The sequence below is a fragment of the Rhizobium sp. SRDI943 genome (genome assembly GCF_057653695.1).
This window is the reverse complement of the sequence record NZ_CM172787.1, coordinates 3,382,342-3,398,516: the sequence shown is the minus strand read 5'-3', so window position 1 is coordinate 3,398,516 and position 16,175 is coordinate 3,382,342. Positions and strand designations below refer to the sequence as shown.

Genomic DNA, 16,175 nt, shown 5'->3' with positions numbered 1-16,175 from the left:
AGCAACCCCAATCGAATCCAGAAGGAATAGGACCATGAGCAAACAAGTCATCGTCATCACCGGCGCTTCCAGCGGTTTCGGCGCGCTCACCGCCCGCGCCCTCGCCAAGGCCGGCCATACCGTCTATGCCGGCATGCGCGCCACGGAAGGCCGCAACGCTCCGGCCATCGCCGATGCGGCTGAATTTGCCAGGAACAACAACGTCGATCTGCGCTCGGTCGAACTCGATGTCGCCTCCGACGCGTCGGTTGTATCAGGTATCGCCAGGATCATCGCCGATGCGGGCCGCCTCGATGTCATCATTCACAATGCCGGCCATATGTCCTTCGGCCCGGCCGAAGCCTTCACGCCGGAACAGTTCGCTGAGCTCTTCGACATCAACGTGCTCTCCACCCAGCGCGTCAACCGCGCGGCACTTCCGCATCTGCGCAGGCAAGGCAGGGGCCTGGTGGTCTGGGTATCGTCGTCGAGCAGCCGCGGCGGCACGCCTCCCTACCTCTCGCCCTATTTTGCCGCCAAGGCGGCGATGGATTCACTTGCCGTCTCCTATGCCGGCGAGCTGACCCGCTGGGGCATCGAGACCTCGATTATCGTGCCCGGCGCCTTCACCAAGGGCACCAACCATTTCGCCCATTCCGGTTCGCCTGATGATACCGCCCGCGCCGCCGAATACAATGAAGGACCCTACAAGGGCGTGCCGGAACAGGCGCTGCAGGGCCTGGCAGCGCTCGAACCTGCCGACGCCGATGCCGGCGCGGTTGCCGTCGCCATCGTCGATGTCGTCGGCAAGCCGTTTGGCACCCGGCCATTCCGCGTCCATATCGATCCGTCCGAGGACGGCGCCGAGATCGTCAACGGCGTCGCCGATCGTGTCCGGGCGGAATTGTTCCGCCGCATCGGCCTCGACGACCTGTTGAAGCCGGCCGTCGGGAATTAAACCTGGCCCAACCGCGGCGCGCGGGAACAACCGCGCGGGGAACCTGGGGCCAAGCCATCATCGCAATTATGTGAACGTGATTGCGGAATTTTTCCTTACAATCCTGCGGGGAGTGCGTATATCTGCCTTATCGCGAGAGAGTGGAATTCCCTGCCACTCTCTTTGCGAACCTCCAGAGCCTGCCGGGCCTTTGCTACGGTGCGACAGGCTTGATGTTCAGAGTTGTAGATTGCGGCCCGTCGAAGGTTTCCCCTGCCTTCCGGGCCGTATTTGTTTTAGCGCTCAGACGTCGTTCAGTCTCGCCTCGACTAGAAGCTTCACCAGCCAGTCGACGAAGACGCGCACCTTGTTGCTGAGATGGCGGTTCGGCGGGTAGACGACGTAAAGCGGCAGCGGATCGCGACGCCAATCCGGCAGCACGCGGACGAGTTCGCCCATTGCCATCGGCTCGCGCGCCATGAAGATCGGCACCTGCGCGATGCCGAGGCCCGTCAGCGCCGCCGTTAGATAGGTGCGGCTATCGTTGACCGAGGCGATGTAACGCGGGCTGGTCTCGATCACCTCGTTGTGCCTGCGGAATTCGAAGGGCAGCGTCCGGTTGTTCTGGGCGCGGAAATAGTTGACGGTGTAATGATCCGCCTCCAGATCCTCCGGCCGTTCGGGCATGCCGAATTTCTGGATGTAGCTCGGCGAAGCACAGGTGATCATCTCGACTTCGGAGACGCGCCGCGCAATCAGCGATTGGTCGGCCGGCGTGCCGGCCCGCAGCGCGCAATCGACATTTTCCGCAAGATAATCGACCGTGCGGTCGCCGACACCGAGGTCGATACGGATATCGGGATAACGCTGATAAAAATCGCAAAGTGCCGGAACGACGATCCAATCGGCGAAAGCGCCGGCCATCTCGACACGCAGCCGTCCGCTCGGCAGGCTCTGTGAATTAGAGAGGCTGCCATCGAGCTCCTCCAGTTCCGAAATGATCTGGGCGGCGCGTTCGTAATAAAGCGCGCCGTCCGTCGTCACCATGACCCGGCGCGTGGTCCGATTCAAAAGCTTGGTGCGCAAATGCGCTTCCAGGCCTTGGATGAGATTGGTCACCGTCGCCTTGGGCATGGCGAGCATGTCGGCGGCGCGGGTAAAATTGCCTGTCTCCACGACGCGGATGAAGACGCGCATTGCCGAAAGCTGATCCATCGGTTTCAATTCCGCAGTTTGCGTTGCACCATTGTTCGGGATCTGGAACAGTGTTATCGCGATATCGCTTCTTATTCCCTGAATGGAATAACAATATCTTTTTTGTACAAAATGCAAGCGGGCTCGCTCTGTCTGCTTGACACCGAAAGCGCAAAAGAGACCAGACCCATGACGGTGGAATTGAAAGATATGATGCTGGATAAGGTGGCCATCGGCCCCGTTTCCGCACGTATCTACATGGGCGCCGATTATGGCAAGGGTCCGCCGATCGTGCTTTACCTGCATGGCGGCGCGTTTCTGGATAGCGACACACACGTCGACCGGCCGGTGGCGATGAGCCTCGCCAAGGCCGGCGCTATCGTTGTTGCCGCCGATTACAGCAGCCTTTCCGGCAATCTATTTCCAAAGGCGCTGGAAGTTGCCTTCTCCGTTTTCACCTATCTCGCCAACAAACGCGCCGGTCTCGGTGACCGCAAGTCGCTGCTCTTCGTCGCCGGGGAAGAAGCGGGCGGCAATGTCGCCGCCGGCGTGGCGCTGAAGGCGCGCGACCAGATGCCGGATGCGCTCGACGGCCAGGTCCTGATTTCGCCGCTGCTCGATCCCTTCATGGGCACGTCCTCGATCCGCAAGGCCGAAGCCATCGGCATGCGCCAGCGCTGGACGGAGGGCTGGAGCCACTATCTAAGCGGCGGCGGTTGCCACCCTTACGCGGCGCCTTGCCTCTGTTCGCGTATTTCGGGCGTTGCGCCGGCGCTGATATTCACCGCGGAGGACGATCCTCTGCACGACGAGACAATTGGTTACGGTACCCGCCTGAAGCAGGCCGGTGTCGGTGTGCGCCAGCATGTCCTTCCCGCCGGGACGGGCTGGCCCTCGATTTATGGTGGGAAATCCGACGGAGCGCCCGACTGGCAGGAAAACGTCAGCCACCATTTCGGAAACTTCCTTCGGGACGTAAGCGTTCAACCGCAATTGCATTGAAGAAGACCTGATATTTCGGCGGCCTTGAGCCGCAAGGAGAGTACCGATGACGTCCAGAAAGAAGCGCTGGGCCCTTGTGGGCGCCGGCATAGGCCTTATTGCGTCCGTTTCCGGCGCTGCATTGTTTTTCGAACTGCCGATGAGCACGACCGCTACGGCCGCTTCCGCCCCCGCACAGGCTCCCGCTGTGCCGGTGACGGTGGCCGTCGTTGCGGCGCACGACGTGACGGCTTGGGAAAGTTTCTCCGGCCGTCTGGAAGCCGTCGACCGGGTGCAGGTGCGTTCCCGTGTTGCCGGCGCCATCCTGTCGGTGGCTTTCCGCGAAGGGGCGCTGGTCAAGCAGGGCGACCTGCTCTTCACCATCGACCCGGCCCCCTACCAGGCGAGCGTGGCGCAGGCGCAAGGCCAGGTCGCTTCGGCCGAAGCCAAGGTCAGCTTGGCGCAGACCGAACTCGACCGCGGCCGCAGGCTTTCCGACAACCGCACCATCTCCCAGAGTGATCTCGATCAGCGCCAGAGTTCGCTGGCCGAGGCTCAGGCGGGGCTGCGTTCGGCGCAGGCTGCACTGCAGTCGGCCCAGCTCGATCTCGATTATACGCAGGTGCGAGCTCCGGTTTCCGGCCGCATCGGCAAGATCGAGGTGACCGCCGGTAATCTCGTCGCCGCCGGTTCGACCTCGCCGGCGCTGACAACGCTCGTTTCCGTCGATCCGATCTATGCGAGCTTCAATGCCAGCGAAGAGATGGTGACGCGCGCGCTTGCCCAGCTTCCGCAGACGGATAGCGCCCTGCCTGCCGTCGAGCAGATCCCGGTGGAGGTCGGCACGCTGACCGACAGCGGCACGCCGATCAAGGGCAAGCTGCAACTGATCGACAACGAGGTCGATGCATCAAGCGGAACGATCGGCGTGCGCGCCGTCTTCGACAATCCGGGCGGACGTCTCATCCCCGGTCAGTTCGTGCGGGTGCGCATGGGCCAGCCGAAGGCAGAGAACAAGATCGTCATCAGTGACCGCGCCGTCGGCACGGACCAGGACAAGAAGTTCGTCTTCGTCGTCGATGCTGAGAACAAGGTTGCCTATCGGCAGGTCCAGCTCGGCACACTGGCTGACGGTCAGCGGGTGGTCGAAGGCGGCCTGAACGTCGGCGAGAAGATCGTCGTCAACGGTCTGCAGCGCATCCGTCCAGGCGCAGTCGTCGCGCCTCAGATGGAAGAGAAGGTCGCGACCGCGCAGTAAAGACTTTCGCCTTCCCCTCCGGGGGAGGGCCAATACCCGAAATGATATGACCCGCCGGCGGCCCCCAAACCGCCGGAGAGGGACTTTGCATCCATGTTCACCCCGGAGAGGGCTTTGATATGAACATATCCAGATTCTTTGTCGACCGCCCGGTCTTTGCCGGTGTTCTTTCGGTCCTCATCGTGGTCGCCGGCCTGATCGGCCTGCGCGCGCTGCCGATTTCCGAATATCCGGAGGTCGTGCCGCCGTCGATCGTCGTGCGCGCCACCTATCCCGGCGCCAACCCGTCCGTCATCGCCGAAACGGTGGCAACGCCGCTCGAAGAGCAGATCAACGGCGTCGAAGGCATGCTCTACATGGCGAGCCAGGCGACATCAGACGGTGTGCTCAACGTCACCGTCACCTTCAAGCTCGGCACCGATCCTGACAAGGCGCAGCAGCTCGTGCAGAACCGCGTATCGCAGGCCGAACCGCGCCTGCCGGCGGAAGTCCGCTCACTCGGCATCACCACAGTCAAGAGTTCACCCAACTTCATCATGGTGGTGAACCTCGTCTCCGACGGGGACAATCACGACATCACCTATCTTCGCAACTACGCGACCTTGAACGTCAAGGATCGTCTTGCCCGCATTGCAGGCGTCGGTCAGGTACAGGTCTTCGGCGCCGGCGACTATTCCATGCGTGTCTGGATCGACCCGCAGAAGGCGGCCGAGCACAATCTCGCCGCCAGCGACATCAGCAGCGCGATCAGCTCCCAGAACATCCAGGCCGCCGCCGGTATCATCGGCGCGTCGCCGAGCCAGCCCGGTGTGGATCTGCAGCTCAACGTCAATGCCCAGGGCCGCCTGCGCACGCCCGAGGAGTTCGGAAACATCATCGTCAAGACGGGCGCCAGTGGCGAGATCACCCGCCTTCGCGATGTCGCCCGCATCGAGCTCGGTGCTGCGGACTACACGCTGCGTTCGCTGCTCGACGGCAAGCCGGCCGTCGCCGTTGCTGTGCTGCAGGCGCCGGGTTCGAACGCGATCGAGATCGCGGACAATGTGAACGCGACTATGGATCAGTTGCAGCTCGCCATGCCTGAGGGCGTCAAATACGAGATCGTCTATGATACGACGAAATTCGTGCGGGCCTCGATCGAGAAGGTCATCGACACGCTGCTCGAAGCCATCGCGCTCGTCGTCCTCGTCGTCATCCTGTTCCTGCAGACGTGGCGCGCCTCGATCATCCCGCTGATCGCCGTTCCTGTCTCGATCATCGGCACCTTCGCGGTCATGTATGTCTTCGGCTTCTCGATCAACGCGCTCAGTCTGTTCGGACTGGTGCTTGCGATCGGTATCGTCGTCGACGACGCGATCGTCGTGGTCGAAAACGTCGAGCGCAATATCGAGGAAGGCCTGTCTCCGCGGGCTGCCACCTACAAGGCGATGAGGGAAGTCTCCGGTCCGATCGTCGCGATCGCGCTGGTCCTCGTCGCGGTCTTCGTGCCGCTTGCCTTCATCTCCGGCCTGTCGGGTCAGTTCTACCGCCAGTTCGCGCTGACGATCGCGATTTCGACCGTCATCTCGGCCTTCAACTCGCTCACCCTGTCTCCGGCGCTGGCAGCCCTTCTCCTGAAGAGCCATGATCAGCCGAAGGACTGGCTGACGCGGTTCATGGACGCTATCTTCGGCTGGTTCTTCCGCGGCTTCAACCGTGTCTTCGGCGCGGGCTCGAATGCCTACGGCAAGGGCGTGGGCGGGCTGTTGTCGCGCAAGAGCATCGTCATGGTGATCTATCTGGCGCTGGTCGGTGCGACCTACAGTCTGTTCAGCACGGTTCCCGGCGGCTTCGTGCCGTCGCAGGACAAGCAGTATCTGATCGGCTTCGCTCAGCTGCCGGATGCCGCAAGCCTCGACCGCACGGAGGACGTCATCAAGCGCATGACCGACATCGCGCTGGCGCAGCCGGGCGTTGCCAATGCGATCGCCTTCCCGGGCCTGTCGATCAACGGCTTCACCAATTCCTCGAATGCCGGCATCGTCTTTGTGACGCTGAAGGACTTCGAAGAGCGCAAGACGCCTGATCTCTCGGGCGGCGCAATCGCCATGGCGCTGAACCAGAAGTTCGGCGTCATCCAGGATGCCTTCATCGCCATGTTCCCGCCGCCGCCGGTCAATGGTCTCGGCACGACGGGCGGCTTCAAGCTGCAGATCGAGGATCGTGCCGGCCTCGGCAACCAGGCGCTCGACGAAGCCACGAAGGCAGTGCTTGCAAAGGCCTACCAGACGCCTGAACTCGCCGGGCTGTTCTCCAGCTTCCAGATCAACGTGCCGCAGCTCTATGCCGATCTCGACCGTGCCAAGGCCGAGCAGCTCGGGGTTTCCGTCACCGACGTCTTCCAGACGCTGCAGATCTATCTCGGTTCGCTCTATGTGAACGACTTCAACGCCTTCGGCCGCACCTACAGCGTCCGTGTGCAGGCCGATGCGAAATTCCGCGCCCAGCCGGAAGATATCGGCCAGTTGAAGGTCCGGTCGGCATCGGGTGAGATGATCCCGCTTTCGGCCCTCTTGAAGGTGGAGCCGAGCACCGGTCCGGAACGCGCGAACCGCTACAACGGCTTCCTTGCCGCCGATATCAACGGCGGTCCGGCACCGGGCTTCTCGTCGGGCCAGGCGCAGGCGGCAATCGAGAAGATCCTTCACGAGACCCTGCCTGCCGGCATCGACTTCGAATGGACGGATCTGACCTATCAGCAGATCCTGGCCGGCAATTCGAGCATCGTCGTCTTCCCCCTGGCACTGTTGCTCGTCTTCCTCGTGTTGGCCGCCCAGTATGAAAGCCTGACGCTGCCGCTTGCGATCATCATGATCGTGCCCATGGGCGTGCTGGCCGCGCTGACCGGCGTCTGGCTCACCGGTGGAGACAACAACATCTTCACCCAGATCGGTCTTGTGGTGCTTGTCGGTCTATCGGCGAAGAACGCGATCCTGATCGTGGAATTCGCCCGCGAACTGGAGTTCGAGGGAAGGACACCACGGGAGGCCGCGATCGAGGCCAGCCGCCTTCGCCTTCGCCCGATCCTCATGACCTCGCTCGCCTTCATCATGGGCGTCGTGCCGCTCGTCATCTCCACAGGCGCCGGCGCGGAAATGCGCGCGGCCATGGGTGTCGCGGTCTTCTCGGGCATGATCGGCGTGACCTTCTTCGGCATCTTCATGACGCCGGTGTTCTACGTGCTGCTGCGGCGGTTGACGGGCAACCGTCCGCTCGTCCAGCACAAGCCGGACGAACACAAGGAAGAAGAGGCGGAGGTCATCCGGCTCGCGGCGGAATAAACGGAATTCAACCTTCCTTTGTCGGGTAAATCGGGCGGGAACTTCGGTTCTCGCCCGTATCGATTTCAGGGCATGAGGCCGAAGTGCGCGCGGCCTTCGGACGACGCCCTCGAGGGCATGTGACAAATATGCGTTACGTCCGTCAAAACGGTTTGCAACGATGGGCGAGGGGACTATCAAAGACGGACAACAGTTGGGAGGACTGAATGACGAGTTCGAGAGAAGGTCATGACGGCAGGCGGATTGCCTTTCTCGGCACCGGCCTGATGGGCGCGCCGATGGCTCGCCGGCTGCTGGGCGCGGGCTTTGCCGTCACCGTCTGGAATCGGGATCTCAGCAAGGCCGAGGCGCTTGCGGAAGACGGCGCGGTCTGCGCGAAAACACCTGATGATGCCGTTTCCGGCGCCGACGTCGTCATCACCATGCTGACCAACGCCGAGGCGGTGAAGGACGTGTTGTTCGACCGCGGAGCGGTCGATGCGATGACCTCTGGCACAACGGTCATCGACATGAGTTCGATTGCCCCGCATTTCGCCCGCGACCATTCTGCAAGGCTTGCCGAACGCGGCGTCGATCACGTCGATGCGCCGGTATCAGGCGGCGTCGTCGGGGCGGAAGCGGGTACGCTTGCGATCATGGCGGGCGGTGACAAGGACGTGATCGACGGGCTTGCGGATATCTTTGCGCCGATGGGGCGGGTGACCCGCGTCGGTCCGAGCGGGGCAGGCCAGCTCGCCAAGCTTGCCAACCAGCAGATCGTCGCGGTGACGATCGGCGCCGTCGCCGAAGCGATGATGCTGATCGAAGCGGGCGGCGGCTCGCAGGCGGCCTTCCGCGACGCCATTCGCGGCGGCTTTGCCGAGAGTCGTATCCTTGAGTTGCACGGCAAGCGCATGGTCGAGCGGCAATTTACCCCAGGCGGTTCGTCCAGCAACCAGTTGAAGGATCTGAACGCCGCCATGGAAACGGCCAAGACCCTGTCGCTGACGCTGCCGCTGACGGCGGCGGTGCATGCCGAATTCACCGAATTCGTCGCCAACGGCAATGGCGAAAAGGATCACAGTGGCCTGCTCCTCCATCTCGAAGAGAAGAATGCCCGGCCGGGAGAAAAACAGTGACGGACAGCCATTCGCCGAAGCGGCGCCTGCGTTCGCAGGACTGGTTCGACAATCCCGATCATATCGACATGGCAGCGCTCTATCTCGAGCGCTTCATGAATTACGGCATTACGCCGGAAGAACTGCGCTCCGGCAAGCCGATCATCGGGATTGCCCAGAGCGGTAGTGATCTTACGCCCTGCAACAGGGTGCATGTCGAGCTTGCCAAACGGGTGCGCGACGGCATTCGCGATGCCGGCGGCATTCCGATCGAGTTTCCGACACATCCGATCTTCGAGAATTGCAAGCGCCCGACGGCCGCACTCGACCGCAATCTCGCCTATCTCGGCCTCGTCGAAATCCTCTACGGCTATCCGCTCGACGGTGTCGTGTTGACCACTGGCTGCGACAAGACCACGCCTTCGGCGATCATGGCGGCTTCGACGGTCGATATCCCGGCGATCGTGCTCTCCGGCGGGCCGATGCTTGACGGCTGGCATGAGGGGGAACTGGCGGGCTCCGGGACGGTGATCTGGCGGATGCGGCGGAAATATGCGGCAGGCGAGATCGATCGGGAGGAATTTCTGCAGGCGGCGCTCGATTCTGCGCCTTCCGTCGGCCACTGCAATACGATGGGCACCGCTTCGACGATGAATGCGCTGGCCGAGGCGCTCGGCCTTTCGCTGACCGGCTGTGGCGCCATTCCGGCCGCTTACCGCGAACGCGGCCAGATGGCCTACCGCACCGGGCGGCGCGCCGTCGAGATCGTGTTCGAGGATCTGAAGCCGTCGGATATCCTGACGCGCGAGGCTTTCCTGAATGCGATCCGCACCAATTCGGCGATCGGCGGCTCGACCAACGCGCAGCCGCATCTGGCCGCGATGGCGAAGCACGCCGGCGTCGAACTCTATCCCGACGATTGGCAGGTACATGGTTTCGATATCCCGCTGCTGGCCAATGTCCAGCCGGCGGGCGCCTATCTCGGAGAGCGCTTTCATCGTGCCGGCGGTACGCCGGCGATCATGTGGGAGTTGCTGCAGGCCGGAAAGCTCGCCGGCAACTGTCGCACGGTGACGGGCAGGACGATCGCCGAGAACCTAGAGGGCAAGGAAGCGCGCGACCGCGAGGTTATCAAGCCGTTCGCTGAGCCGCTGAAGGAGCGGGCGGGCTTCCTCGTTCTCAAAGGCAATCTCTTCGATTTCGCGATCATGAAGATGAGCGTGGTCTCGGAGGATTTCCGCCGGCGCTACCTTGAGGAACCCGGGCACGAAGGCGTCTTCGAGGGCAGGGCGGTGGTTTTCGACGGTTCCGAGGACTATCACAAGCGCATCAACGATCCCGAACTCGGTATCGACGAAAATACCATCCTCGCCATCCGCGGCGCCGGGCCGATCGGCTGGCCGGGTTCGGCTGAGGTCGTCAACATGCAGCCGCCGGATCATCTCCTGAAGCGCGGCATCAGCAGCCTGCCGACGATCGGCGACGGCCGCCAGTCGGGCACGGCGGACAGTCCCTCGATCCTCAACGCCTCGCCGGAGAGTGCAGCGGGAGGCGGCCTCGCCTGGCTTCGTACCGGCGATATCATCCGCATCGACTTCAACCACGGGCGCTGCGACATGCTGGTCGAGGACGCCGAGATCGAACGGCGCAAGGGCGACGGCATCCCGCCAGTGCCGGCGGATGCGACGCCGTGGCAGCAGATCTACCGCCGCTCGGTGACGCAATTGTCGGACGGCGCGGTGCTGGAGGGAGCGGCGGAATTCCGCCAGATCGCAAAAAACCCGCCGCGGCACAACCACTGATCTTAAAGGTGCCGCAGACTGCAAGTCCTTTGATCCAAAAGGGGAAAGTCGTAACGAACAGTTCACCTAGTCATTAGTTCGGTCATCAGCACAAGGCTTCATTAATGCCGGCTTGAGACCATATTGCCGTTATGCAAGCTTCTAAGGCTGGGACCGCGTTGCCAGAGATCAAAGCCACACGATCCGAACGGGAGTTCCAGGATCTTCTGCGTCGGCTCGAACTCGCTCTCGATGCATCCCAGATCGGTGTCTGGGAGCACAGCATCGAGCAGGACGGGATCTTGTGGGATGCACAGATGCATCGTCTCTACGAGACCGGCGAGACGTGCCGGCTGGTGCCGGCATCGCTTTGGTCGGATGCCATCCATCCCGATGATCGCGAGCGGGCCGAACGCGACTTCGAGCAGGCGATAACGACGCGCGGCGCCTATAATTCGCAATTTCGGATCGTGCTGCCGAGCGGTGAAATCCGCCATTTGCGTTCGCGCGCGCATTTCTATGTCGATGCGGAGGGTCTGCCTTCCTTCATCGGCGCCGAATGGGATGTGACGGCCGACATACTGCTCAACGCGGAACTGGCGCGGCAAAAGGTGGTGGCCGAGGCGAGGGCGCTGGCGCTCGAGGAAAGCAATGCCCGCATCGAGCATGTCGCCGATCATGACTATCTCACCGGCCTGCCGAACCGGCGCCTTCTCGACAAGCGGCTGGCGGAGTTGCCAGCCGACAAAAGCATCACGACGCTTGCCGTGCTGCATCTTGACCTCGACCAGTTCAAGCAGATTAACGACAGCCACGGTCATGCCGCTGGCGACGCCGTTCTCAGGGCCGCAGCACTTAGAATCACCGCCGCCATTCCTGCAAATGGCGTGGTTGCCCGCGTTGGCGGCGATGAATTCGTCATCGTACTGGTCAATTTCGCCGATCTCACTGAGCTGAAGCTGATCACCGAGGACGTCCAGCGTCGGCTGCGGAAGAAGATCCGCTTCGGCCAGGAGATGCTGCAATCCGGCGCCTCGATCGGCGTTTCCTGGAGCGGCGATCGGCGTGCGCGCAACCTGCTGGCCGAATCCGACCTGGCGCTCTACCAGGCCAAGAAGCTCGGGCGCAACCGCGTCGAATTCTTCACGCGGCAATTGCAGGAGGATCTGCGCTCCAAACGTCGCCTCGCCGAAGCGCTGAAGCTTGGGCTGGAGCGCGGTGAGATCCTTCCCTATTATCAGGTGCAGCTCGACGCCCGGACGCGGGAGGTCATCGGCTTCGAGGCGCTGGCGCGCTGGAAACATCCGGAGAAGGGCGTGCTCGCTCCGGGGGTATTCCTGAAGATTGCCGATGAGCACGGACTTGCGGCGGAGATCGACGCGGCGATCCTCAAAAGCGTTCTCGAAGACCGGCTGTTCTGGCTGTTGCGCGGCCTTGCGGTTCCGCGCATCGCCGTCAATATCTCGGCGTCGCGGCTTGCCGATCCTGCACTGCTCGACAAGCTGAGGAAACTCGATATCCCGCCCGGCGTGATCGTCTTCGAACTGGTCGAGACGATTTTCCTCGACGACAGCGACCAAAAACTGCTCGATCATATCGGCGATATCAAACAGATGGGCATCGACATCGAGATCGACGACTTCGGATCGGGCCATGCCTCGCTGATCGGTCTCGTCAAGCTGCGGCCGAAACGGCTGAAGATCGACCGGCAACTCGTCACCGAGGTCGTCAGCTCGGCCGAGCAGCGGCGCGTGGTGGGTTCGATCGTGGAAATCGCGAAGGCACTCGATGTCGAGGTGATCGCCGAGGGCATCGAGACCGAGGCGCATGCCGTTGTGCTGGCGCAGCTCGGCTGCGACGGCCTGCAGGGTTACGCGTTCGGTTATCCCGCACCGGCGGCGGAGACAGACCGTCTGTTCTCATCGATGACGAGCCGAATCGAAAAGCAGAAGACCGTGATGGGCAACTGAACGGCCGGCGACCCGTCCGCTGGCGACTGTCATCGCTCCCGGTTTTTGCCGCGTCGCGGAGGTGATTTTGGACGAACGCTTCTCTCGTCTTTCAAATTCGCAGGCGGTCTCTTTTCGGCGCGGCTTTTTATTCGCATCGGCAGGAAGATAATTGGCGTGCAAGTAATTTTCTTGAGCTTGCAACGGCATTGTTTCATGGTAATGCGGAAACGAAGCTTTCTGTATTGCATCGAAAAATGATTATACGCGTCGTCAAGTCCATGAGCGCGGCTCTCCATCGTTCGCAGGTGCAATCGAGAGCTGGGGCCTGACAATTGCTTTGCCGTTGCCGGGATGGACTTGCGGGACATTTAATCTAGGAAAGTCGCATGAATTCGGAATTTGCCGTTCGTTCGATGCGGCCCGGCGAACTTGAACTCGTGCTCGAATGGGCGCGTCAGGAAGGCTGGAACCCTGGCCTCGACGATTCGCTTGCATTCCTCGAGGCCGATCCGTCAGGATTTTTCGTTGGCTCCATCGGCGAAGTCCCCGTCGGTTCGATCTCGGTCGTCAAATATGGTGAGAGTTTCGCCTTCCTGGGCCTCTACATCGTCCATCCCGATTTTCGCGGCAAGGGTTATGGCAAGGCGATCTGGGAGACGGGCATTGCCAGCGCGGGAGACCGCACGATCGGTCTCGACGGCGTCGCCGCACAGCAGGACAACTACCGCAAGGCCGGCTTCGAACCAGCCTATTCCACCATTCGCTACGGCGGCGTCGCCACCTCCTTGCCGGTCTCGACGCTTGTCGCGCAGTCGGTGCTGGATTCACGCCTTGAAGGCCTGCAGCGCTATGATTCGGCGATCTTTCCGCAGCCGCGGGATGCCTTCCTCTCCTCCTGGTGCACCGGCCGCAAGGGCCGCCGTTCGGCGGTGGTGCGCAAGAGCGGCAAGATCCGCGGTTACGGCACGATCCGCCGCTGCTACGAGGGCTACAAGATCGGCCCGCTCTTTGCCAATGATGCCGACAGCGCCGCGGCGTTGCTTGCCGAATTGATCCCCGAGGCGAAGGGGGCCGCAGTCTTCATCGATATTCCCGCAGAGAACCACCAGGCGGTCGCGCTTGCCGAAGGCATTGGCCTTCAACCGGTGTTCGAGACGACGCGCATGTATCGCGGGCCGGCGCCGGCCATCCCGCTAAAGCACGTCTTCGGCGTGACGACGCTGGAACTCGGTTAAAGCCTTTCCCGACCGGGAAGGCTTTAATCCACGGGTGAGGCGGGCACGGTCGGCGACGAAGCTTTCGGACGGCCCTTTTCGGCGATCGCAATGCCGCCCAAGGTCAGCACCAGTGCGATTACATGGAAAGACTGTAGCTGCTCGCCGATCAGGGCGACGGAGAGCAGCGTTCCGAACACCGGCACGAGATTGATGAAGAGGCCGGCCCGGTTGGCGCCGATTGCGACGACGCCCTTGATATAGAGGATCTGCGCCACCAGCGATGGGAAGATCGCCGTGTAGAGAGTGATGACCCAGCCGGTGTGGTCCGGCCACTGCGCAGCACCCCGGCCGGCCTCCCAGAGGAGCAGCGGCAGCGAGGTCAGCATGGCGCCGAACGCCGGGACCGCCATCAGCGTGCGCCAGTCGAGCGGCGGCTTCCAGCGCAGGAAGATCGTGTAAACGGAATAGGCGGCAATGGCGATCAGCATCAGCCCGTCGCCGCGGTTGAGGCTGAGTTGCAGCAGCGTTGCGAGGTCGCCATGCGCGGCGGTCAGGGCGACGCCGATCAGCGTCATGCCGAAGCCGAGACATTGCGCCAGCGAGATGCCGGTACGGAAGAACATGAAATTCAGCAGGAAGATCAGCATCGGGATGCCGGCCTGCTCAATGGCGACGTTGATCGCCGTCGTATGTTGGACGGCCGAGTAAAGCATGGCGTTGAAAAGGGTGTAGCCGATGACGCCGTAGAAGAGGAGCAGCGGCAGGTTCTTCCTCACCACCGGCCAGTCCTTCCGCAGTTGCGGTAGCGAAATTGCGGCGATCATCGCGACGGCAAGGAACCAGCGCAGGAAGGTTAGCATCATCGGGCTGATATGCCCGAGCGCGAGCTTGCCGGCGACGGAGTTGCCGCCCCAGCAGAGGGTGGCGATAACGAGGCAAATATAGGCCGTGGCTTGCAAGAGCGTTCTTCCCGTCTTTCCGCGATCGCCGAGCGCGGCGTTTTGTGACGGGAAATAGCCTGCCGGCTGCTGATTTGTCACGTAAAAAGCCCAATCTGCTGTGACAACAGGGTCGCTTTCCAAAAAACAAAGCTTTATAGATGCGCGGGTTTGAGCAGGTGCGCGGTTCCGCGCCGGTAACAGGAAGAGTTGGATGACGAACGTAGTCGTGGTCGGTTCGCAATGGGGTGACGAAGGCAAGGGCAAGATTGTCGACTGGCTTTCGGAGCGTGCGGATATTGTCGTGCGCTATCAGGGCGGACACAATGCCGGCCATACGCTTGTCATCGACGGCACGAGCTATAAGCTCTCGCTGCTTCCGTCCGGCGTCGTGCGCCCGGGCAAGATGGCGGTGATCGGCAACGGCGTCGTCGTCGATCCGCATGCGCTGATCGCCGAGATCGGCCGGCTGGAGGCGCAGGGCGTGACGGTCACGCCTGACAATCTGCGCATTGCCGACAATGCGACGCTCATCCTGTCGCTGCACCGCGAGCTCGACGCGATGCGCGAGGATGCTGCGTCGAACAGCGGCACCAAGATCGGCACGACGCGCCGCGGCATCGGTCCGGCCTATGAAGACAAGGTCGGCCGCCGCGCCATCCGCGTCATGGATCTTGCCGATCTCGAGAGTCTTTCCGGCAAGGTCGACCGTATTCTGACGCATCACAATGCGCTTCGCCGCGGCCTCGGCGTTGCCGAAGTCAGCCACCAGGCGATCATGGACGAACTGACCTCGATCGCCGATCGGGTGCTGCCCTTCCGCGACACCGTCTGGCTCTTCCTCGACAAGGAGCGCCGCAAGGGTGCTCGCATCCTCTTTGAAGGCGCGCAGGGCAGCCTGCTCGATATCGATCACGGCACTTATCCTTTCGTGACCTCCTCGAACACGGTGGCCGGCCAGGCCTCAGCCGGTTCGGGCATGGGACCCGGCTCGCTCGGTTATATCCTCGGCATCACCAAGGCCTATACGACGCGCGTCGGCGAAGGCCCGTTCCCGACTGAGCTCACCGACGAAATTGGCCAGTTCCTGGGCGAGAAGGGGCATGAGTTCGGTACTGTGACGGGGCGTAAGCGCCGCTGCGGCTGGTTCGACGCTGCACTCGTACGCCAGTCGGTCGCCACCAACGGCATCACGGGCATCGCGCTCACCAAGCTCGACGTGCTCGACGGTCTCGAGGAATTGAAGATCTGCGTCGGCTACATGCTCGATGGCGAACAGATTGATCATCTTCCGGCAAGCCAGGGAGCGCAAGCTAGAGTCGAACCGATCTACATCACTTTGGAGGGATGGAAGGAATCGACCGTCGGCGCCCGCAGTTGGGCGGATCTGCCGGCACAGGCGATCAAATATGTTCGCCAGGTCGAAGAGCTGATCGGGGCACCCGTCGCGCTCCTGTCCACCAGCCCGGAGCGGGATGACACGATACTTGTGACCGATCCGTTTGAGGATTAAGCTCACGG

11 protein-coding genes are annotated in these 16,175 nt (G+C 62.3%); 9 read left to right on the top strand and 2 right to left on the bottom strand.

Going from position 1 to position 16,175, the window contains the following annotated elements; genetic code table 11:
• Positions 1-34: 34 nt before the first annotated feature.
• Positions 35-937: an SDR family oxidoreductase gene (locus AC245Y_RS17400; RefSeq protein ID WP_017994992.1), complete on the top strand. Its 903-nt coding sequence runs from the start codon at positions 35-37 to the stop codon at positions 935-937.
• 282 nt (positions 938-1,219) lie between these two features.
• On the opposite strand, the gene AC245Y_RS17395 is transcribed toward AC245Y_RS17400, so the two are convergent.
• Positions 1,220-2,131 (bottom strand): LysR family transcriptional regulator, encoded by a 912-nt coding sequence (locus AC245Y_RS17395; protein WP_017994991.1) that lies wholly within the window; start codon positions 2,129-2,131, stop codon positions 1,220-1,222.
• Between the two features lie 168 nt (positions 2,132-2,299).
• Here AC245Y_RS17395 and AC245Y_RS17390 point away from each other — a divergent pair, with 168 nt between their 5' ends.
• The 7 genes from AC245Y_RS17390 (at position 2,300) to AC245Y_RS17360 (ending at position 13,734) form a co-directional block, all read left to right on the top strand.
• Positions 2,300-3,112 carry an alpha/beta hydrolase fold domain-containing protein gene (locus tag AC245Y_RS17390; RefSeq protein ID WP_026157457.1) on the top strand — a complete coding sequence of 271 codons (813 nt, stop codon included), beginning with the start codon at positions 2,300-2,302 and terminating at the stop codon, positions 3,110-3,112.
• A gap of 46 nt (positions 3,113-3,158) precedes the next feature.
• Entirely contained in the window at positions 3,159-4,349 is a 1,191-nt protein-coding gene (locus tag AC245Y_RS17385) for an efflux RND transporter periplasmic adaptor subunit (protein WP_017994989.1), read from the top strand.
• Between the two features lie 119 nt (positions 4,350-4,468).
• Positions 4,469-7,669: an efflux RND transporter permease subunit gene (locus AC245Y_RS17380; RefSeq protein WP_017994988.1), complete on the top strand. Its 3,201-nt coding sequence runs from the start codon at positions 4,469-4,471 to the stop codon at positions 7,667-7,669.
• Between the two features lie 206 nt (positions 7,670-7,875).
• A complete protein-coding gene (locus AC245Y_RS17375) occupies positions 7,876-8,787 on the top strand; it encodes an NAD(P)-dependent oxidoreductase (RefSeq protein WP_017994987.1) in 912 nt (303 codons plus the stop codon).
• Positions 8,784-10,568, top strand: a complete 1,785-nt coding sequence (locus AC245Y_RS17370) for an IlvD/Edd family dehydratase (RefSeq protein WP_017994986.1) — start codon at positions 8,784-8,786, stop codon at positions 10,566-10,568. The genes AC245Y_RS17375 and AC245Y_RS17370 overlap by 4 nt, the downstream gene beginning before the upstream one ends.
• 131 nt (positions 10,569-10,699) lie before the next feature.
• Positions 10,700-12,517, top strand: coding sequence for a putative bifunctional diguanylate cyclase/phosphodiesterase (locus AC245Y_RS17365; RefSeq protein ID WP_017994985.1), 1,818 nt, complete (start codon positions 10,700-10,702; stop codon positions 12,515-12,517).
• Between the two features lie 368 nt (positions 12,518-12,885).
• Positions 12,886-13,734, top strand: coding sequence for a GNAT family N-acetyltransferase (locus AC245Y_RS17360; RefSeq protein WP_017994984.1), 849 nt, complete (start codon positions 12,886-12,888; stop codon positions 13,732-13,734).
• Between the two features lie 23 nt (positions 13,735-13,757).
• Here AC245Y_RS17360 and AC245Y_RS17355 read toward each other — a convergent pair whose 3' ends face one another.
• Positions 13,758-14,675 (bottom strand): DMT family transporter, encoded by a 918-nt coding sequence (locus tag AC245Y_RS17355; RefSeq protein WP_026157456.1) that lies wholly within the window; start codon positions 14,673-14,675, stop codon positions 13,758-13,760.
• A gap of 193 nt (positions 14,676-14,868) precedes the next feature.
• On the opposite strand from AC245Y_RS17355, the gene AC245Y_RS17350 reads away from it, so the two are divergent.
• Positions 14,869-16,167: an adenylosuccinate synthase gene (locus tag AC245Y_RS17350; RefSeq protein ID WP_017994982.1), complete on the top strand. Its 1,299-nt coding sequence runs from the start codon at positions 14,869-14,871 to the stop codon at positions 16,165-16,167.
• The last annotated feature ends 8 nt before the right edge of the window (positions 16,168-16,175 follow it).